The sequence below is a fragment of the Sulfitobacter guttiformis genome (assembly GCF_003610455.1).
GTDB lineage: Bacteria > Pseudomonadota > Alphaproteobacteria > Rhodobacterales > Rhodobacteraceae > Sulfitobacter > Sulfitobacter guttiformis.
Map to the genome: position 1 here is coordinate 35,504 of NZ_RAQK01000001.1, position 18,483 is coordinate 53,986.

General features: G+C 57.8%; 19 protein-coding genes. 10 read left to right on the forward strand and 9 right to left on the reverse strand.

What is annotated here, in order from left to right:
- Positions 1 to 2 precede the first annotated feature (2 nt).
- The 4 genes from C8N30_RS00170 to rsmA are packed head-to-tail and all read left to right on the forward strand — an operon-like array spanning position 3 to position 5,132.
- Positions 3 to 2,132 carry an LPS-assembly protein LptD gene (locus tag C8N30_RS00170; protein WP_025062465.1) on the forward strand — a complete coding sequence of 710 codons (2,130 nt, stop codon included), beginning with the start codon at positions 3 to 5 and terminating at the stop codon, positions 2,130 to 2,132.
- Positions 2,120 to 3,337 carry a peptidylprolyl isomerase gene (locus C8N30_RS00175; protein ID WP_025062466.1) on the forward strand — a complete coding sequence of 406 codons (1,218 nt, stop codon included), beginning with the start codon at positions 2,120 to 2,122 and terminating at the stop codon, positions 3,335 to 3,337. The genes C8N30_RS00170 and C8N30_RS00175 overlap by 13 nt, the downstream gene beginning before the upstream one ends.
- The gene (gene pdxA / locus C8N30_RS00180; RefSeq protein ID WP_025062467.1) at positions 3,334 to 4,293 is read left to right on the forward strand and encodes a 4-hydroxythreonine-4-phosphate dehydrogenase PdxA; all 960 of its coding nucleotides are present in this window, start codon (positions 3,334 to 3,336) and stop codon (positions 4,291 to 4,293) included. Before C8N30_RS00175 ends, pdxA begins: the two co-directional genes overlap by 4 nt.
- Positions 4,290 to 5,132, forward strand: a complete 843-nt coding sequence (gene rsmA / locus C8N30_RS00185) for a 16S rRNA (adenine(1518)-N(6)/adenine(1519)-N(6))-dimethyltransferase RsmA (protein WP_025062468.1) — start codon at positions 4,290 to 4,292, stop codon at positions 5,130 to 5,132. The genes pdxA and rsmA overlap by 4 nt, the downstream gene beginning before the upstream one ends.
- Positions 5,133 to 5,273: 141 nt before the next feature.
- Here the strand turns inward: rsmA and C8N30_RS00190 are convergent, their stop codons facing one another.
- The 3 genes from C8N30_RS00190 to prfA form a co-directional block, all read right to left on the reverse strand.
- Positions 5,274 to 5,873, reverse strand: coding sequence for a DUF4167 domain-containing protein (locus C8N30_RS00190; RefSeq protein ID WP_025062469.1), 600 nt, complete (start codon positions 5,871 to 5,873; stop codon positions 5,274 to 5,276).
- 197 nt (positions 5,874 to 6,070) lie between these two features.
- Positions 6,071 to 6,886 carry a peptide chain release factor N(5)-glutamine methyltransferase gene (gene prmC, locus C8N30_RS00195; protein WP_025062470.1) on the reverse strand — a complete coding sequence of 272 codons (816 nt, stop codon included), beginning with the start codon at positions 6,884 to 6,886 and terminating at the stop codon, positions 6,071 to 6,073.
- Between the two features lie 31 nt (positions 6,887 to 6,917).
- Positions 6,918 to 7,967 (reverse strand): peptide chain release factor 1, encoded by a 1,050-nt coding sequence (prfA, locus tag C8N30_RS00200; RefSeq protein WP_025062471.1) that lies wholly within the window; start codon positions 7,965 to 7,967, stop codon positions 6,918 to 6,920.
- A gap of 17 nt (positions 7,968 to 7,984) precedes the next feature.
- Here prfA and C8N30_RS00205 point away from each other — a divergent pair, with 17 nt between their 5' ends.
- The gene (locus C8N30_RS00205) at positions 7,985 to 8,335 is read left to right on the forward strand and encodes a hypothetical protein (protein WP_232222824.1); all 351 of its coding nucleotides are present in this window, start codon (positions 7,985 to 7,987) and stop codon (positions 8,333 to 8,335) included.
- On the opposite strand, the gene C8N30_RS00210 is transcribed toward C8N30_RS00205, so the two are convergent.
- The 4 genes from C8N30_RS00210 to C8N30_RS00225 form a co-directional block, all read right to left on the reverse strand.
- Positions 8,261 to 8,674 carry a DUF1499 domain-containing protein gene (locus tag C8N30_RS00210; protein ID WP_232222825.1) on the reverse strand — a complete coding sequence of 138 codons (414 nt, stop codon included), beginning with the start codon at positions 8,672 to 8,674 and terminating at the stop codon, positions 8,261 to 8,263. The two genes, C8N30_RS00205 and C8N30_RS00210, sit on opposite strands and share 75 nt — an antisense overlap.
- A 50-nt stretch (positions 8,675 to 8,724) precedes the next feature.
- Positions 8,725 to 9,672, reverse strand: a complete 948-nt coding sequence (gene speB, locus C8N30_RS00215; RefSeq protein ID WP_025062473.1) for an agmatinase — start codon at positions 9,670 to 9,672, stop codon at positions 8,725 to 8,727.
- Between the two features lie 71 nt (positions 9,673 to 9,743).
- Positions 9,744 to 10,712, reverse strand: a complete 969-nt coding sequence (speB, locus tag C8N30_RS00220; protein WP_025062474.1) for an agmatinase — start codon at positions 10,710 to 10,712, stop codon at positions 9,744 to 9,746.
- Positions 10,712 to 11,878: a M20 aminoacylase family protein gene (locus C8N30_RS00225; protein ID WP_025062475.1), complete on the reverse strand. Its 1,167-nt coding sequence runs from the start codon at positions 11,876 to 11,878 to the stop codon at positions 10,712 to 10,714. The genes speB (C8N30_RS00220) and C8N30_RS00225 overlap by 1 nt, the downstream gene beginning before the upstream one ends.
- A 56-nt stretch (positions 11,879 to 11,934) precedes the next feature.
- On the opposite strand from C8N30_RS00225, the gene mazG reads away from it, so the two are divergent.
- On the forward strand, positions 11,935 to 12,756 hold the full coding sequence (gene mazG / locus C8N30_RS00230; RefSeq protein ID WP_025062476.1) for a nucleoside triphosphate pyrophosphohydrolase: 822 nt from the start codon (positions 11,935 to 11,937) through the stop codon (positions 12,754 to 12,756).
- On the opposite strand, the gene C8N30_RS00235 is transcribed toward mazG, so the two are convergent.
- Complete coding sequence (locus C8N30_RS00235) at positions 12,753 to 13,640, reverse strand: hypothetical protein (RefSeq protein WP_025062477.1); 888 nt, start codon at positions 13,638 to 13,640, stop codon at positions 12,753 to 12,755. The genes mazG and C8N30_RS00235 overlap by 4 nt on opposite strands.
- A gap of 108 nt (positions 13,641 to 13,748) precedes the next feature.
- On the opposite strand from C8N30_RS00235, the gene C8N30_RS00240 reads away from it, so the two are divergent.
- Genes C8N30_RS00240 through C8N30_RS00250 form a run of 3 tightly spaced genes read left to right on the forward strand, consistent with a single transcriptional unit; the run spans position 13,749 to position 16,557 of the window.
- Positions 13,749 to 14,690, forward strand: a complete 942-nt coding sequence (locus C8N30_RS00240) for a nucleoside hydrolase (RefSeq protein ID WP_025062478.1) — start codon at positions 13,749 to 13,751, stop codon at positions 14,688 to 14,690.
- The gene (locus C8N30_RS00245; protein ID WP_025062479.1) at positions 14,687 to 15,136 is read left to right on the forward strand and encodes a GNAT family N-acetyltransferase; all 450 of its coding nucleotides are present in this window, start codon (positions 14,687 to 14,689) and stop codon (positions 15,134 to 15,136) included. The genes C8N30_RS00240 and C8N30_RS00245 overlap by 4 nt, the downstream gene beginning before the upstream one ends.
- A gap of 11 nt (positions 15,137 to 15,147) precedes the next feature.
- Positions 15,148 to 16,557 (forward strand): protein adenylyltransferase SelO, encoded by a 1,410-nt coding sequence (locus C8N30_RS00250; RefSeq protein WP_025062480.1) that lies wholly within the window; start codon positions 15,148 to 15,150, stop codon positions 16,555 to 16,557.
- Here the strand turns inward: C8N30_RS00250 and C8N30_RS00255 are convergent.
- Entirely contained in the window at positions 16,554 to 17,441 is an 888-nt protein-coding gene (locus C8N30_RS00255; protein ID WP_025062481.1) for a DMT family transporter, read from the reverse strand. The two genes, C8N30_RS00250 and C8N30_RS00255, sit on opposite strands and share 4 nt — an antisense overlap.
- Before the next feature lie 124 nt (positions 17,442 to 17,565).
- Between C8N30_RS00255 and C8N30_RS00260 the strand changes: the two genes are divergently transcribed.
- Positions 17,566 to 18,438, forward strand: coding sequence for a tellurite resistance TerB family protein (locus tag C8N30_RS00260; protein WP_025062482.1), 873 nt, complete (start codon positions 17,566 to 17,568; stop codon positions 18,436 to 18,438).
- Positions 18,439 to 18,483 lie beyond the last annotated feature (45 nt).

Consider the following 18,483-nt stretch of genomic DNA (forward strand, 5'->3'; position numbering starts at 1 on the left):
TCATGCGCATACTCCTGATCCTCTTCCTCGCTCTGATGCCCCTGCGTGCCGCAGCACAGGATGCTGCCCTGCTGGTTGCTGACGAACTCTACATCACCCGCGCGCGGGAACTGGTTGCCTCGGGAAATGTCGAAGCATTCCAGAACGGCGTTCGTCTGCGTGCCAGTATGATCCGTTATGATCAAGACACCGGCGCGCTCAGCATCGAAGGGCCGATCACCCTGACCCAGCAGGACGGTACGGTAATCACCGCAACCGCAGCTGAACTGGACGCCGACCTGCGCAATGGTATTCTCAAGGGCGCGCGTCTGGTTCTCAACCAGCAACTGCAACTGGCAGCCTTCCAGATCGACCGCGTCGACGGGCGTTATAGCCAGCTTTATAAAACTGCGGTGACTTCGTGCCATGTCTGTGATGACGGCAGCGCCCCACTGTGGCAAATCAGGGCTAAAAGAGTGGTCTACGACGCGCTCGAAGAGCAGCTTTATTTTGACGAGGCCCAGTTCCGCATCGGACGAGTGCCCGTTTTCTGGCTTCCACGTCTGCGGCTGCCCGGACCAACAGTAGAGCGCGCTTCAGGCTTTCTGGTTCCGTCTGTCAGGACCACTTCGAACCTCGGCATCGGGATTAAAGTGCCCTATTTCCTGCGGTTGAGTGAAAAGCGTGACCTTACGCTTACGCCTTATCTGTCGAGCTCAACCAAAACACTGGAGTTCAGGTACCGTCAGGCCTACAGGACAGGCCGGATCCAGTTTGATGGGGCGTTTACCCGTGATGACATCTTCGCAGAGGACAATCGCGGCTATCTGTTCGGGCGTGGCCTGTTTGCCCTGCCCCGCGATTACACCTTATATTTTGCGATCGAAGCAGTAAGTGATGATGGGTATCTCGACACCTATGGCTACTCCGATGCGGACAGGCTTCGCTCGGAGCTTACAGTGAGCCGAGCGCGCCGTGACGAATACGTCCGTGCAAGTTTCTACAACTTCCAGTCTTTGCGTGATGACGAGCCGAATGAGACACTGCCGACACTTATCCTAGACGGCGAATACGAGCGGAGGTTTTTCCCGCGCGCGATCGGTGGCGAAGTTCGCGCCCGTCTTGTCGCCCACAGCCACCGGCGCCTGTCGGATGTCTCGACAGACGAGGACGGCGATGGCAATGCCGATGGCCGCGATGTGGCACGCCTGAATGCTCAGATCGACTGGTTGCGCAGTACGACCCTGCAAATGGGATTGCGAACCGATACCGAAATCGGGATTGCCTTTAACACGTTTAACATCTCGCAAGATGATCTGAACACGAATGATCCCTCCGAGGTCACCCCCCATGCCGCTTTCACTCTGCGGTATCCTCTCTCCAGAAGTGGCTCAACGGGTGTAAGCCACGTTCTCGAACCTGTGGTGCAGCTGAGTTGGACCGGTGGCAACCGCCTCGACATCCCCAACGAGGAAAGCACGCTGGTCGAATTCGATCAGGGCAACCTATTGAGCTTGTCACGTTTCCCTCGTGCCGATCGCCGCGAGCGCGGGACCATGGCCGCTTTTGGTGTCGGATGGTCGCGGTTCAATCCCACAGGTTGGGATGCACAGCTTAGCGTTGGACAGGTATTTCGCAAAGAACTCGACAGTGACTTTACCACCAGCTCCGGCCTTGACGGTCTGTCCTCAGACATTCTGCTTGCAGGCCAGATCAGCTCCGGAACGGGGATAAGTTTCACCGGACGCAGCCTGTTTCAGGACGACTTGAGCCTGTCCAAAGCGGAAGTTCGTGGCGATTACGCATTTAAGCGTGGCCGCATCGGAGGCTCCTATATATGGCTCCAGCAGGATCTGGCCGAAGACCGCACAACGGAAGTTTCTGAGCTGACCGTTGATGGCAGCTACCGGATTAGCAATTCATGGACTGCTTCGGCTAACTGGCGCTATGATGTTGCATCCGACCTTGCAGCCACAGCAGGCGCAGGATTACGTTATGAAAACGAGTGTGTGACACTCGATCTAAGTGTCAAACGCCGCTATACGACCTCAACAAGTGTTGAGCCCTCGACCGATTTCGGATTTAACGTCGGTCTGCGGGGCTTTTCCGCTGATACCGGAACAGAAAGATACGTGTCCTCATGTTCAAACTAAAACCTGCTCTTGCCGCCCTCGGCCTTGCCGCTGTCCTTGCTGGTCCTGTTGCTGCGCAGAACCTCTTTGCCCCTGTGGCCACAGTCAACAACAGTGTTGTGACGGAATTCGAAGTCCAGCAGAGGGTGCGGTTCTTGCAGATCCTCAATGCACGCGGTGCAACGCGCAGTGCAGCTATTGAAAGCCTTATTGACGAGCGGCTGCGCGATGAGGCAATCAAAAGTGCGGGACTGGAAATCACCGACGAAGGCGTAGACGACTCACTTGAGGAATTCGCAGGCCGCGCCAGCATGACCCGAGCCGAGTTTACAAAAGCACTGGCAAGTGCCGGCGTTGAGGCAGGGACATTTCGCGATTTTGTTATCAATGGCGTGGCATGGCGCGATCTGATCCGTGCGCGCTACAATAGCCGTGTTACGGTATCCGAAGCAGAGATCGACCGTGCTTTGGCGAGCCAAAGTTCAGGCGGCTCCAGCATTCGTGTGTTGGTCTCCGAAATCATTATTCCCGCACCGCCCCCTCAGGCCGCGCGCGTTGGAGCATTGGCCGAGCAGATCGCACAGAGCACAACAACCGACCAATTTTCCAGCTTTGCGCGTCAGTACTCCGCCACAGCAACGCGCGGGGCTGGTGGACGTCTTCCTTGGCAGAACCTCAGTGACCTGCCTCCCGCATTGCAGCCACTTATCCTCGCGCTCTCACCGGGTGAGGTGACCCAGCCGCTTAATATTCCCAATGCCGTGGCATTGTTCCAGTTGCGTGACATCGAAGAGACCGGCACCGCCGCGAAAACCTACTCCGCGATTGAATATGCTGCGTATTACATGACCGGTGGCCGCTCGGAGGCCACGTTGCAACAGGCCGCCAACCTCAAAACACAGGTGGATGTCTGCGACGACCTCTACGCTTTTGCAAAGGGCCAGCCCGAAGGCGTGCTGGAGCGCGAAACCACAACGCCAGATAAACTGCCACAGGATTTCGCAATCGAGCTAAGCAAGCTGGACGAGGGCGAAGTCTCCACTGCGCTGACCCGCTCCGACGGTCAGGCACTGGTATTTCTGATGATGTGTGGGCGCACCGCCGAGCAAAACGCCGAAGTTAGCCGCGAGGATGTCGCAAGTTCGATCCGTCAGCGCCGCCTGTCGGGCTTTGCCGATAGCCTATTGGCAGAATTGCGCAGCAACGCACGCATCAGCGTAAAATGAAACCGGTTATCCTGACCTGCGGCGAGCCCGCAGGGATCGGTCCCGAAGTTGCAGCCCGTGCGTGGGCAGCGCTGTGTGACGCCATACCGATGGTCTGGCTGGGCGATCCTCGCCACCTGCCCGCAGGCACACCGCACCGCATTGTTGAGAGCATCGCACAGGCGGAGGGTATTCAAACCGGTGCGCTGCCTGTTTTGCCCTATCCTTTCGCCGGTAATGCAATCGCTGGTCACCCTGACATGGCCAATGCAGCGGGCGTGATTGCGGTCATCGCCCGCGCTGTCGAATTGGTCACTTCGGGCGCTGCATCCGCCATTTGCACCGCCCCGATCCATAAAAAGGCTCTTAAAGACGGAGCGAATTTTGCCTACCCCGGTCATACGGAATATCTTTCCGCGCTGGCTGGTGGTGTCGATGTGGTGATGATGCTCGCCTCAGAGCAATTGCGCGTTGTTCCTGCGACAATCCACATCGCCCTGTCGCAGGTGCCTGCGGCCCTCACCCCGGCGCTGCTGCGCCGCACAATAGAGATTACGCATACTGGCCTCCAGAACCAGTTCGGCATCCCTTCACCACGCATCGCAATCAGCGGGTTAAACCCCCATGCAGGCGAAGGCGGTTCTATGGGTCAAGAGGAGGTTGCCTGGATCGCATCATTGGTGCGTGATATGCAATCCGAGGGATACACACTTCAGGGTCCTCTGCCTGCTGACACAATGTTCCACGCCGCCGCCCGCGCCCGCTATGACGCGGCCATCGCCATGTACCATGATCAGGCATTAATCCCGATCAAAACCCTTGATTTTGATCGCGGCGTTAATGTTACGCTGGGCTTGCCGTTTATCCGCACCTCGCCGGATCACGGCACGGCCTTTGACATCGCAGGCACAGGCGCCGCCAACCCTACAAGCATGATCGAGGCGATCCGCATGGCCCACAGGATGAGCGGATCATGAGCGCGATCGACACATTGCCAACCTTGCGTCAGGTGATTGACACTCACGGCCTTCAGGCGCGCAAATCGTTGGGCCAGAACTTTTTGCTCGACCTAAACCTTACGGCGAAAATCGCGCGGCAAGCGGGCGATCTTACCTGTTGTGATGTCCTCGAAATCGGGCCCGGCCCCGGTGGTCTGACGCGTGGTCTGTTGTCCGAAGGCGCGCGCCGCGTGCTCGCCATCGAGAAGGACAGCCGCTGCATCCCCGCACTGGACGAGATCGCCGCCGCCTATGAGGGCCGCCTCCAAATCATCGAGGGTGACGCACTCGAGGTAAACCCCTTGGCCTATCTGACACCGCCGATCCGCGTGGCCGCCAACCTGCCCTATAACATTGGCACAGAGCTTTTGGTACGCTGGCTCACGCCGCCTGAATGGCCACCCTTCTGGGAGAGCCTCACACTGATGTTCCAACGCGAAGTGGCCGAGAGGATTGTGGCCAAGCCCGGCTCAAAGGCCTATGGTCGTCTGGCCCTGCTGGCCCAATGGCGCGCGGATGCGAAAATCGTGCTGCACCTGCCCCCGGAGGCCTTCACCCCGCCGCCGAAAGTCTCCAGTGCCGTTGTCCATCTGACAGCCCTTGCGCAGCCCCGCTTTCCCGCAGATGCTGCTATTCTCTCGCGCACAGTTGCGGCCGCGTTTAACCAGCGGCGCAAAATGCTGCGATCTGCGCTTAAGGGCACTGCACCCGACATCGAGGACCGCTTGATCGCCGCAGGTCTGAAACCGACCGACCGTGCCGAACAGGTACCGCTCGAAGGTTTTTGCGCCTTGGCCCGCGAATTGGCAAAGCCCTGAGACCAGATCGGCACTTCCTGGATTTCCGCCCAGATCGTGATGATCTGTCAGCATGGAGTGGTGGCAGAGATATATTCCGCTGATCGCACCTGAACCTGCCGCGAACAAAAAAAAGCCCCGCTTGCGCAGGGCTATTTTTATTTATTCTGCCGCTTCGGGCTGGTCGCCGCCACCATTGGGGGCGTCGGCACTATCTTCTTTAGGCTTGGGCTTACGGCGCGGTGCACGGCGGGCTTTCGGTTTCGCCTCGGGTGTCTCGACCAGCGTGCTGACCTCGTCCTGTGAATCAGGCTCGGCGTCGGGCTGCGGTTGCTCACTTGCGTCTTCTACAGCGGGCTGTTCTGCGGATTCGCGTTCCTGACGCTCGGCGCGCTCACGGTCACGCTCCGACTGGCGCTCCCGATTAATACGGTCCTGCTCGTCGCGCTCCGCCTGCCGCTCGCGGTTGGCTTTTTCCTGCTCTTCGCGCTTAGCGTCGATTTCTTTCTGCGCCTCGCTCAGCATCCGTAGATAATGCTCGGCGTGCTGCTGGAAGTTCTCCATGGCAACACGGTCGTTACTCAGCTGGGCATCACGGGCCAGCTGGTTGTATTTCTCGATCACCTGACTGGGCGTGCCGCGCACCTTGCCTTCGGGACCCGAGCTGTCAAACACACGGTTGACGACATTGCCACCTTGCGTATTGCCACCGCTACGGTTGCGGTTTTTGTTATTACGCGAGCGCGATCTTTGAGGTTTCATAGAGGGGGTCAGCCTTTTGGTGCTGTTGTATCGGTCAGGCCATTCATGCGCATGGCGCAGATGAGAGGCACGTTGAGATGTTGGGCATAAGCCGCGCGGGAACGTAAATTACGTTCATCGCTGCAACATCCTAACTTTACCCTTCTTCACACCTCAGGGGCAAGAGAGAATACACCAAAAAACGATTCAAAATCGCACTAAGCGGGATTTCTGGCACATATAACACGGTCCCGACCGTCCAGATCAGGCAGAATCGCCACATCCGCCCATCCGGCAATCCGGAAAATATTCTGAACCGCCTCGCCTTGTGACGCGCCTATTTCTGTCAGAACGCGACCTGTCGCGGTCAGATATCCCTGCGCTTGAGCAGCGATAACGCGGTACACACTGAGCCCGTCAGCGCCATCCGTCAGCGCCATCGCTGGCTCGTGAAGCGCCAATTCAGGTGCAACACCGCTCATCTCGGCTATGGCAAGATAGGGCGGATTACTCACGATCAGATCAAACCGTCCCTCAACAGAGGCAAGCCAGTCGGACTTGATGACATCCGCGCGCGCAGCTACTCCGTGCAGAACAGCATTGGCGCTGGCCTGCAGACACGCACTCTCGGACAAATCGACCCCCATTCCAGTGGCGCTCGATCGCTCTGCCAGTAGCGTGACAAGAATGCATCCCGATCCTGTCCCCAGATCCAGAAGACGCTCGAACGGTTCGGCCAATGCCGCCTCTATCAGGCTCTCTGTTTCGGGCCGCGGGTCTAGCACCTCGCGGCTGATCTTGAACTTGCGTCCGTAAAACTCTCGCTCGCCCACAAGCTGGGAAACAGGAACACGCACAGCGCGCAGTGCGATCAAATGCTCGTAACGCTCTGATATCTCGGGGGCAATTTCCTCAGGCGCAATAAGTGTGACGCGCGCGGCATCCACGCGGGCGGCATGGGCCAACAGAAGCCGCGCATCACGGGCGGGATCAGGCACGCCAGCCGCCCGCAATTTCGCGGTCGCCGCAGCCATAGCAACAGCCGCCGTGGTCACGCGATTACCCTCACTGGCCCATCTCCGCCAACATCTTTGCCTGTGCATCCGCCGTCAGCGCGTCCACAATTTCGTCCAGATCGCCCTGCATCACAGCATCAAGCTTATAAAGTGTGAGGTTGATGCGGTGATCGGTCATGCGGCCTTGGGGAAAGTTGTAGGTCCGTATCCGCTCGGAGCGATCCCCACTCCCGACCTGTGAGGCGCGGCTGTCGGACCGCTCTGTATCAATCCGCTGCCGCTCGGCATCATAAAGGCGGGTCTTGAGGACTTGCATCGCGATCTCGCGGTTGCGGTGCTGGGACTTCTCGGAGCTTGTTACGACAATTCCTGTGGGAATATGCGTGATACGAACAGCGGAATCAGTGGTGTTCACATGCTGCCCGCCAGCGCCGGAACTGCGGTAGGTATCAATGCGGATGTCCGTGGTCGCGATCTGGATGTCTACATCCTCCGCCTCCGGCAGCACAGCAACCGTTGCGGCAGAGGTATGCACGCGACCTTGGCTTTCAGTGCTCGGAACACGCTGCACACGGTGGACGCCACTCTCGTACTTCAGACGCGCAAATACATTCTCGCCGGTAATATGCGCCACCACTTCCTTGATCCCGCCCAGCTCGGTCATCTGTTGCTCTATCAGATCGACCTTCCAGCCGCGTCCCTCTGCGTAACGGATATACATCCGCAGCAGATCACCCGCAAAAAGTGCCGCCTCGTCGCCGCCGGTTCCGGGCCGTATTTCCAACATCGCAGGCCGTGCATCCGCCTCGTCGCGGGGCAAAAGCGCCAGTTGCAGGCTCGCTTCTGCAGCGGGTATCGCGCTCTCGATCTCGTAGATCTCTTCACGGGCCATAGAGGTCATCTCGGGATCGCTCAGCATTTCGCGCGCGCCTTCAAGATTTTCGAGAAGCACGCGATAAGCCGCGATCTCCTCTACTACAGGTCGCAGATCGCTGTATTCCTTGGCCAACTTGGAAATATCCCCACCGCCCGTGCTCATTGCCGCCTCGAGGTACTCGAAACGGGCGGAAATTTGGGCGAGGCGATCCATGGGTATCATGGATTGGGAAGTGGCCTATGAAATCACTTTGGTCAAGGGCGGCGTCATGGTATACTTTGGGCATGAAACGCTTTGCAGCCATCTTCGCCTTTTGCACCCTGACTGGGGCCGCGCAAGCGCAGACCAAAACCATCGATTGCTATTGCACCGACACCAGCGGCGCCCGCGTTGAGCTGGGCGAGTCGATCTGCCTTCAGGTCGGCGGCCGGATGTTCACGGCACAGTGCCAGATGTCACTCAATGTGCCGATGTGGCGCGAAACGCAGAACGGCTGTCTCAGCTCAGAGGCCGTTCTACCGTTCAGCCCGCTTGGCGCGGGCACGCTCGATCAACCCGTCCAGACGTTTGCCGTTGACGCCCATATCTGATTTGCCAAACCGCAGCCTTGCATAAAGCTTGATCTGGTCGCCGTCCTGCTCGATCGTGGTGTAATCCGGAAAGCCCATCAGTTTCGAGCGCGTGATATAGGTCAAACGCCCCTCGCCCACGCCACCGGACAGCAACTCCGTGCGCGGCAGCGCCAGCATGCCCTGATGCAGGTCCGACAGCAGCCCCGGCGATGACTGCACCACACGCCCTGACCAGCCTTCGCCATCGGTGTTCTCTGCTTCACCGATGGGCCTGTGCCAGCGCGACACGTCCGAGGGCGCAAGCCGGATAAAAGCCATACCTGCAACGACAGCCAAAACCAAAATTAACCAAACCATTATACGCATCCCTTTTTTACACCCGTCACTATGGCCCCGCGGGCCAGGCTCTATCTGTAAGCAACCCCAGGCAGGATGCACAGTATTTCGTAGAGTAAATTTGCCGCGGTCAGCGCGGTATTGCCACTGGGATCATAGGGCGGAGACACTTCTACAATGTCCGCCCCGACGATATTCAGCCCTTTGAAACCTCTAATAAGCTCCAGTGCTTGTGGAGTCGTGAGCCCGCCAATTTCGGGTGTGCCCGTGCCCGGCGCATAGGCGGGATCAAGACTGTCGATGTCATAGGTGATATAGGTTGGCGTATCTCCGATATCGCGACGGATTTCACCTGCAAGCTGTGCAAGGCTGCGATTCCACAGCTCCTCGGCGGGCCATTGCTGGAACCCCCATCCGACTGCTTCGGAGAAATCGGTCGCGGCATAACCGGTACCGCGAATACCGATTTGGTAGGTTTTTTCAGGCCTGATCAGCCCCTCCTCGTAAGCACGGCGAAACACTGTGCCATGCGTCTCTTTCTCGCCGAACATCTCGTCGTTTACGTCCGCGTGTGCATCGATGTGGATGAGAGCAACAGGCCCGTGCCGCTTTGCCATGGCACGCAGGATCGGCAGCGTGATTGAATGATCCCCCCCCATCGCTAGAGGCATGGCATCATACTTTAAAATCTCGTCGTAACTCTCTTTGATAATTGACAAACTATCCTTCAGCGAAAAAGTATTGATCGCCAGGTCGCCAATATCAGCCACCTGCAAGCTGTCAAAAGGAGCAGCACCGCTGGCAAGGTTATAGGGGCGCAACATCGCAGATTCAGCACGGATTTGCTTTGGTCCGAAGCGGGTGCCCGACCGCCACGAGGTGCCGATATCCATCGGAATGCCCAAAACTGCCACATCCAGCCCCTTGAGATCATTGACCGAAGGCAGCCGCATAAACGTCCCCGGCCCGGAAAAGCGCGCCAGTTCGTTCCCGCCAATGGGTTGGTTCTTTTGGCTCATTCCTAGCTCTCCACACCCTTTAGGGTTCATTTTATCTGCGCCGCTGATATGGCGAAAATTTTAACGCCCCCTTAGGAAGCGCCCCGCATTCTTGCGCCCAGAAGGCAGCAAATTTCCGTCGCCACATGCGCGCCCGCAATCGCGGTTGCCCCAGTGGTATCAAAGGGCGGCGATACTTCGACAATATCGCCGCCGCGAATATTAATCCCCGCCAGATCGCGTAGCATTGCCGCTGCCTGCCAGCTCGCCAATCCACCCCAGACAGGTGTGCCGGTTCCGGGAGCGAAAGCAGGATCCAACGCATCTATATCAAATGTGAGGTATGTGGGATTAGTCCCTAATATTTTCTTAATCTTTTCGACCGCTGCCGCCGTTCCCTTTTCATGTATCTCACGGGCATCAATCGTAGTGACGCCCATCGTGTCGTCGTTATGCGTGCGGATGCCCACCTGAACGGATGTCGCTGGATCGATCAGCCCCAGCTTGATCGCCTTGTAAAACATCGTGCCATGGTCGATCCGCTCCATATCATCATCGACCCAAGTGTCTGAGTGGGCATCAAAATGCAGCAAACTCATCGGCCCGAACTTCTCGGCATATGCTTTGAGGATCGGAAAGCTGATGTAGTGGTCGCCGCCAAGCGCCACGCTGGCCACGCCCGCATCAAGAATGCCCTTGATGTGCGCAGTCAGGGTGGCGGGAAATTCCGACACACGCGCATAATCAAACGCCAGATCTCCGTAGTCGATGATCGCTCGTTCGCTGAGCACATCGAAATCCCAGCCATAGGGCGGATCATAGGGCTGTAATGTGCTTGCCTCGCGGATCGCGCGCGGACCCAAACGTGTGCCCGTGCGGTTCGTTACCGCCTGATCGAACGGCACGCCCGTGATCGCAATGTCCACACCGGTTAGGTCCTTGGTGTATCTGCGCCGTAAAAACGATGTCGCCCCACCAAATGCGTTCTCGAAACTGTGTCCCTTTAGATCGTTGCGGGTAAACGCTTGATCCACTTGGGATTTTGCATCTTCCAGACCCATTATTTCACCGCCGGTTGCATCTGCTCGACGAGCTGCGCAAAGAATGACGCACCCACGGGCGAGATCGCATCGTTGAAGTTGTATTTAGGATGATGCAGCCCTGCACCTGCGCCCGCACCCAAAAACAGGTAGGAACCTGGACGCTCTTCCAGCATGTAGGAAAAATCCTCGGCTCCGGCAACTTTGGCGAATTCATCCTCCACCATGTCCGCGCCCACCAGTGAGCGTGCCACGCCTGCGGCAAAAGCCGTCTGCGCGTCTGAGTTGATCGTTGCAGGATAGCCTTCTTCGTAATCAAGTTCTGCCTCGACGCCGTAACTGGCCGCTTGGCCTTGTACGATTTCTGTCATCCGCTTGATAATTGTATCACGGGTTTCTTTGTCAAACGTGCGCACGGTGCCGTTGATCATTGCGGTATCGGGGATCACGTTACTGGCGCTGCCTGTGTGAATTTGCGTGACCGAAATCACCTTTTCCGCCCCTGAATGGACGTTGCGACTGATAATCGTCTGGATTGCGGTGACCATGCCACACGCCGCCACCACGGGGTCCGCCGTTTCGTGCGGCATCGCCCCATGGCCGCCCCGCCCGTTGATCGTAATCGTGAACGAATCCACCGCCGCCATGATCGCACCGGGACGGGTATAGAACGCCCCCTCGTCGGCTCCGGGCAGGTTGTGGATGCCATATACTTCAGAGATGTCGAAACGGTCCATCATCCCTTCGGCGCACATCACTTGCGCGCCGCCACCCTCTTCCTCGGCTGGTTGGAAAATCAGCGCAACACGGCCCGCAAAATTGCGCGTCTCAACCATATATTTCGCCGCACCGAGCAACATCGCGGTATGTCCGTCATGCCCGCAGGCGTGCATTTTTCCGGCATGTGTCGAAGCATAATCGACGCCAGTTGCCTCCTCGATGGGGAGTGCATCAAAATCGGCGCGCAAGCCAATGGTTTTCCCCGCGCCGCGCCCGTTGATGATTGCTACAATACCCGTCTGCGCGATGCCCTCATGGATCTCGTCGACGCCGAACTCCTGCAACCGCTCCTTGATAAAAGCCGCTGTTTTCGGACAGTCAAAGCTGAGCTCGGGGATGGTATGCAAATGGCGCCGCCATGCTGTCATGTCTTCTGCAAAATCGGCAATACGGTTGATTACGGGCATGGGTGGACTCCTGTCTGCTGTTATCCTTATCTGACACCGAACGAGGGAGACCCGCAATGCCAGATGACCTGATCCATGATGAAACCGCTGGCATTGAGCGCCTGCTTGAAATCATGCGCCGCTTGCGCGATCCGGACACTGGCTGTCCATGGGATATCGAGCAGGATTTCGACACCATCGCCCCCTACACCATCGAGGAAGCTTATGAAGTTGCAGACGCCATTGCGCGGCGCGACTGGCCCGAACTTGAAGGAGAGTTGGGCGATCTGCTGCTCCAGTCTGTTTATCACACTGCTATAGGTTCAGAGGCAGGGCATTTTACCTTCCAGTCCGTAGTGCGCAACATTTCCAACAAAATGGTCGCCCGTCACCCCCATGTTTTCGGGGACGAAAGCCGTGAGAAATCCGCCGACCAGCAAACCGCCGATTGGGAAGCGATCAAAGCGACCGAGCGGGCGGAAAAATTCCAGCAGGGTGCGCTTGATGGTGTGGCCATCGGCCTGCCCGCGCTTTTGCGCGCCTACAAACTGCAAAAGCGCGCTGCACGCGTAGGATTTGACTGGCCAGACACTTCGGATGTGATTGCAAAAATTCAGGAGGAAGCCGCCGAGTTGGTGGAGGCCCGCGATACGCTCACGCCCGCAGAGCAGTTCGAGGAATTCGGTGATCTGATGTTTGTGATGGCCAATCTAGGAAGGCATCTGGGCATTGAGCCAGAGGCCGCATTGCGTGCTGCCAACGCCAAATTTACCCGCCGCTTTTCGGGTGTCGAGGAAAAGCTGCGCAAGATCGGAAAAACCCCGCAAGAAAGCGACCTGACCGAGATGGATGCCCTATGGGATGCTGTCAAAGCGGACGAAAAAGCCGCAAAATCCTAGCGTAACAACATCACCGCTGGCATTAATTCGATCTCGTCAAGGTGTTCTTTATATCGCCCCTCAAGGATCCGCGTCTGGCGTTTGGTAAACTCCGAGACGCCGCGACTTGTTATGTCATCTCGGTGCGCTGCAATGATTTGTTGCCATGCCTCGCGCTCCAGCGTCTCACCCGCGCTGTACCTTTCCTGCAGGGCCAGCAGGGCCGCATCGGTGGCAGAATGGTTCATCCGCCGTGCAGGCTCGCGCAGCGGCACTTCGGCCAGTTCAGGCACCAGCATGCCCAGAATATCCACACTTCGTCCGCGTCGTGGATAATCGATCACAACCAACTCCTGCACTTTGAGATACTGGAACACCAGCCGCACCAGATCGGGCCATCCACGATCCATGTGCAACATATTATGCCGCCCTTCAGCGAAGGCAGGAGATTTGTTATCCTCCGCCCGCTTGCGGTAGGCAGAGATATAGAGATCTGTATAGTCGCGCACCACCAGCACAGCGCGCAAAACGGGCGCTCCGGCCGCCGCCGCAAGCGTTTGCAGCCGCGCTTCGGCGGCGGGATAAAACTGACCGGCGGGAAAATGGATCATACGGCCGGGTATATTTTCCTCGGAAAGGATCATCGCATGGCTGTCGGGCGTCACAAACCGCTGCAGTTCGGTCGCGGCAGCAGGCAGGAACCTGCGCTCCCATTGGCCCATGTTGCGCGGATCAGGCAGCTTGAGGCGCAAATCCCCCTGCGGAATGTCATCGCGCCCCGGATAGGCAAGGTCATAGCCCTGCGCCGCCAGCAGGTCACGGTTCTCGGCCAGCATCATCTGGAACGATGATGTGCCCGTCCGGTGCGCGCCCAAATGTACATAAAGTGGCTTACCTTGTGTCATGTTCAAAGACTTACCCAATCAGCGCGCCCCAGCGCAAGCCGTCCTGACTGCTGGACAAGGGTGCATTGGCTTGCGATTGTGCGCAAAAGAGTGATGACAGGAAAACGGATGCCACCGCGCAAGATTATTATTGATACAGATCCCGGTCAGGATGATGCCGTCGCGATCCTGCTGGCCCTCGCCAGCCCCGAAGACGTCGAAGTGCTGGGCATTACCTGTGTCGCAGGAAACGTACCGCTGCCGCTTACCACACGAAATGCGCGTATTATATGCGAGTTGGCAGGCCGCCCCGATATGCAGGTATTTGCGGGCTGTGACCGCCCTTTAGGCCGCGATCTGGTCACCGCCGAGCATGTTCACGGCAAAACCGGCCTCGACGGCCCTACGCTGCCGGAACCTGTAATGCCTATGGCAGACGGTCACGCCGTTGACTTCATCATCGAGCAATTGCGTAAGTTCGCTCCCGGCACCATCACGCTTTGCCCGCTGGGACCCCTCACCAACATCGCCACAGCGTTGCAAAAAGCGCCCGACATCGCAGGCCGCATCGCGAAAATCGTGCTGATGGGTGGCGGGTATTTCGAGGGGGGCAACATCACTCCAGCTGCTGAATTCAACATTTATGTCGATCCGCAAGCTGCTGATATTGTATTTAAATGTGGTGCATCAATTGTTGTGATGCCCCTTGACGTCACCCATAAGGCCCTTGTCACACGTCCTCGCAATGATGCCTTCCGCGCGCTTGGCACGCCCGCCGGAATTGCCGTGGCCGAGATGACCGATTTCTTTGAGCGGTTTGACAAGGAGAAGTACGGCTCTGCAGGTGCACCGCTGCATGATCCTTGCGTTACCGCCTATCTGATCCAGCCCGACCTTTTCAAGGGACGCCACATAAACGTCGAGATCGAAACCCTGTCGGAGTTGACGATGGGCATGACCGTAGCCGATTGGTGGGGCGTAACCGGACGGCCCCCCAACGCAACCTTTATGGGAGATGTCGACGCTGACGGCTTCTTTTCCCTGCTGACCACGCGGCTGGCCCGCCTGTGAGTGCAGCGCTCACCCTCGCAGGGCCTGACCAGCTTGAAAAAATCCTGCCCCTTGTGGCGTCTTATCACCTTGAGGCGGGGATAGATTCTACCGACGCGTCGCGTATGACGGGCATCGCCCCGCTGCTTGACGGTATCCCGCAGGGGTGTGCCTATCTGATCGGGCCGCCCCGTGCGCCCATTGGGTATATTGTCATCACCTTCGGCTGGTCAGTGGAATTCGGCGGCCTCGATGCAATCATAGACGAGCTTTATGTCCGCCCTGGCGTGCGCGGCCGTGGCATTGGATCAGAAGCACTGATCGCCCTGCCGCGCGCCCTCGCCAGCGGCGGTTTGCGCGCCATCCATCTTGAAGTTGATCGCAGCAACGAACAAGCGCTCAAACTCTATCAACGTGCTGGCTTCACCCCGCGAAACAATTCTGTTTCCCTCTCCAAACGCCTCTGACGGAGCTAAGCATGCAGATCCCCTTTAACAACAGTTTTGCCGCGCTGCCCGATGCATTTTATACCAAACTGGCGCCAACATCAGTTTCAGCACCCAAGCTATTGGCTTTCAACGAGGATCTTGCAAAACTTCTAGGAATTGCCTACGATGATAGCAAAGAGCTGGCAGAAGCTTTTAGCGGTAACAAAATACCCCAAGGTGCCGATCCGTTGGCTCAGCTTTATTCCGGTCACCAGTTCGGGAATTACAATCAGCAGCTTGGCGATGGTCGCGCAATTCTGCTTGGTGAAGCCATAGACTTCAATGGTATACGCCGCGATATTCAACTAAAAGGTTCGGGCCGCACTCCTTATTCACGGGGCGGTGACGGGCGCGCATGGTTGGGCCCGGTGCTCCGCGAATATGTCGTATCCGAAGCGATGCACGCTCTTGGTATTCCTACCACCCGCGCACTCGCTGCGGTCAGCACCGGCGAAGATATCCTGCGCGAGCAAGGTATGCTGCCCGGTGCTGTGCTGACCCGCACGGCCCGCAGTCACCTCCGTGTTGGAAGCTTTCAAGTCTTTGCACACAGGGGTCAGACGGACGATCTGCAAACCCTCACCGATTATGCCATCGCGCGCCACTACCCCGATGCAAATGGCCCGATGGACCTGTTGCGCGCGGTATGTACCGCACAGGCAGATCTAATTGCCAAATGGATGTCCGTAGGTTTTATCCACGGTGTGATGAATACCGATAATTGTGCTATTGGCGGCGAAACAATTGATTATGGCCCATGCGCCTTCATGGATAATTTCCACTCCGGCCGCGTATTTTCAAGCATCGACCAACAGGCCCGCTATGCCTACGGCAATCAGCCTGACATCGCAGTCTGGAACATGGCGCAACTGGCCACTGCACTGATTCAGTTATTTCCGGATAAAGACGCCGCAATTGAGGAGGCCACAGAAATCATCCACGCCATGCCCGCCCAGTTGGAAGCAGCATGGTTGACCCGTTTCGCCGCCAAAATCGGCATTACCCATCCCACTGCACCGGACGCAGAACTGATCCAATCTTTGCTGAACCTGATGCAAAAAGACGGGTCGGATTTTACCAATACATTCCGTGCCTTGGGCACTGCTTCTGCCAGCGACCAGTTTACCGAACGCGATGCGTTTGCCGCCTGGGCAACCGAGCACGCTGCGAGGGTTAAAAACATTCCTGATGCCGCTGATATTATGTTAAAAAATAATCCTGCAGTGATTCCGCGCAACCACCGGATCGAGCAGATGATCGAAGCCGCAGTCGCAGGCGACATGGCCCCGTTCGAGCGCCTGATCCAGGCGTATGCAACACCTTATACCCATACCGATGCTGACCTCGCCACACCGCCAACATCAGCGGAAATCGTGCCCGCAACCTTCTGCGGAACCTAAACCCTCTTGGGCTTGCGATTGATCAATGTGATCCCCGCAGCAACCAGCACCAGCGCCACCCAGATTGACGCCGCGATCTGTTCCCCCAGCAGGATCCAGCCGAGGAGTACCGAAGCCACAGGCGAAATAAAGCTGAAGGAAGCGACCGAGTTTGCTGGATACCGCTTCATCAGCCAGAACCAAGCCAGAAACCCGAGGCTCGCAACCGCGATAATCTGGAACGCCATGCCAGCAACATGGATTGGCTGGATATCGCGCAACAATGGCCCGAAGAAAGGCGCCAGTAGCAGCAGGATTGGCGCGGAAACAAGAACCTGACTGATAAGCTGTTGTTCGGGCGGCACATCGGCCAGCGGCGTCACCCGCACCACCAGCGCAATGCCAGCCCAACACATCGCCGAGCAGACGGCCAGCAAATCGCCCGCCCAACTCACCTGTCCTCCGCCGCGTTCCGCGAGGGCGATGACCACACCAGAAAACGCCAACGCCAGCCCCAGTGCCTTGCGCCGTGTCATACGCTCCTCGGGGAGCAAAACGATACTGGCCAGTGCAAGCCACAGGGGCATGGAATAAAATATGACCGAGCTTCGGCTTACCGTGCTAAGATCAAGTGCGTTATACAAGCACATGAATTCAAACGCGAACAATAGCCCGGACACCACCGCCCATGGCAGTGCCGCGCGCGGCATTCTCCACGATACGCCGCGTAAATACATCCACACTATCAGCACCAGAACCGCCCCTGCAGAACGTATGCCAGCCGCAAAAACCGGACTGAACCCGCCTGCGGTTACCTTGATGACCACCTGATTGAACGCGAGATGGAGCGCAAAAGCGGTCAGCGCTGCCGCCCCGAAGGCGTCCATGTCCAATTTGCGTTCCATGGCCTGATCAACGCCTTGGGCAGTGCTGTTGTCAATGCGCATGAGTGCCTCTTTTTCCCCCAGCTTGACCCACCTATATGTGCAAGGTTGAGAAAGTTGAATTTAACCTAAGGGGTTCTCGAAGATGAGCTTGATGAAAACATTGGCCAAAGTGGCTGTCGGCGTTGCAATTGCAAAAGGAGCGGGTGCGGTGATTAAGAGCAGCCAGCGCGGCGGCAGCACGCAGGCCGGTGGTCTGGGCGGTTTGTTAGGCGGCCTGTCAGGTGGCACCGGCACCGCAGGCAGTTCTGGCGGCTTGCAGGGCATGCTGGGCGGGTTGCTTGGCGGAAGCGCGGGCGGTGGCGCAGCAGGCGGCGGCTTGGGTGGCCTGCTTGAGAGTCTCGGCGGTTCCGGCACACGGCAGGCGGGCGCTGCTTCGGGCGGCCTTGGCGGATTGCTGGGTGGTTTGACCGGTGGCGGTGGATCAGGCGGCTTGCAAGGTATGCTCGGTGGTCTTGCGGGCGCGGCCGGTGCAGGCGGCCTACTTGGCGGTCTAAGCAGTACAATGAATAAAGCTCCCGAGCAAAACGACGAAAGCTTTGGCGCTGTGCTGAACTCTCAGTTCGACGAAAGCCCGCAGCCCGCAATCGAGCCCTCGCAGGAGCAGGAAGCGATCGCAGCATTGATGTTGTCGGCGATGATCCAAGCAGCAAAGTCCGACGGCGTTTTCGACGATACCGAAAAGGAAAAGTTGCTGGGTCATCTGGGTGACATCGACCCCGAAGAGGCCGCATTTGTTCAGGAGCGGATGCAGGCGCCCGTTAACATCGAAGCGCTTGTTGCAAATACGCCCGAAGGAATGGGCCCGCAGGTCTATACCATGAGCGTAATGGCCATTGATCTGGACACACAAGACGAGGCGAAATACCTGCACAAACTGGCAACTGCCTACGGAATGCAGCCAGCGCAGGTAAACGAGATTCATGCTCAACTGGGTGTGCCGTCGCTCTACACCTGATCAAAACCGTTTATCCGATAAAAAAAAGGCGCCTCTTGGGGCGCC

Excerpts from the sequence above, each read along its gene's own strand:
- C8N30_RS00170 (WP_025062465.1), top strand. The coding sequence starts at position 3 with ATGCGCATACTCCTGATCCTCTTCCTCGCTCTGATGCCCCTGCGTGCC.
- C8N30_RS00175 (WP_025062466.1), top strand. The coding sequence starts at position 2,120 with ATGTTCAAACTAAAACCTGCTCTTGCCGCCCTCGGCCTTGCCGCTGTC.
- pdxA (WP_025062467.1), top strand. The coding sequence starts at position 3,334 with ATGAAACCGGTTATCCTGACCTGCGGCGAGCCCGCAGGGATCGGTCCC.
- rsmA (WP_025062468.1), top strand. The coding sequence starts at position 4,290 with ATGAGCGCGATCGACACATTGCCAACCTTGCGTCAGGTGATTGACACT.
- C8N30_RS00190 (WP_025062469.1), bottom strand. The coding sequence starts at position 5,873 with ATGAAACCTCAAAGATCGCGCTCGCGTAATAACAAAAACCGCAACCGT.
- prmC (WP_025062470.1), bottom strand. The coding sequence starts at position 6,886 with ATGGCTGCGGCGACCGCGAAATTGCGGGCGGCTGGCGTGCCTGATCCC.
- prfA (WP_025062471.1), bottom strand. The coding sequence starts at position 7,967 with ATGATACCCATGGATCGCCTCGCCCAAATTTCCGCCCGTTTCGAGTAC.
- C8N30_RS00205 (WP_232222824.1), top strand. The coding sequence starts at position 7,985 with ATGAAATCACTTTGGTCAAGGGCGGCGTCATGGTATACTTTGGGCATG.
- C8N30_RS00210 (WP_232222825.1), bottom strand. The coding sequence starts at position 8,674 with ATGGTTTGGTTAATTTTGGTTTTGGCTGTCGTTGCAGGTATGGCTTTT.
- speB (WP_025062473.1), bottom strand. The coding sequence starts at position 9,672 with ATGAGCCAAAAGAACCAACCCATTGGCGGGAACGAACTGGCGCGCTTT.
- speB (WP_025062474.1), bottom strand. The coding sequence starts at position 10,712 with ATGGGTCTGGAAGATGCAAAATCCCAAGTGGATCAAGCGTTTACCCGC.
- C8N30_RS00225 (WP_025062475.1), bottom strand. The coding sequence starts at position 11,878 with ATGCCCGTAATCAACCGTATTGCCGATTTTGCAGAAGACATGACAGCA.
- mazG (WP_025062476.1), top strand. The coding sequence starts at position 11,935 with ATGCCAGATGACCTGATCCATGATGAAACCGCTGGCATTGAGCGCCTG.
- C8N30_RS00235 (WP_025062477.1), bottom strand. The coding sequence starts at position 13,640 with ATGACACAAGGTAAGCCACTTTATGTACATTTGGGCGCGCACCGGACG.
- C8N30_RS00240 (WP_025062478.1), top strand. The coding sequence starts at position 13,749 with ATGCCACCGCGCAAGATTATTATTGATACAGATCCCGGTCAGGATGAT.
- C8N30_RS00250 (WP_025062480.1), top strand. The coding sequence starts at position 15,148 with ATGCAGATCCCCTTTAACAACAGTTTTGCCGCGCTGCCCGATGCATTT.
- C8N30_RS00255 (WP_025062481.1), bottom strand. The coding sequence starts at position 17,441 with ATGGAACGCAAATTGGACATGGACGCCTTCGGGGCGGCAGCGCTGACC.
- C8N30_RS00260 (WP_025062482.1), top strand. The coding sequence starts at position 17,566 with ATGAGCTTGATGAAAACATTGGCCAAAGTGGCTGTCGGCGTTGCAATT.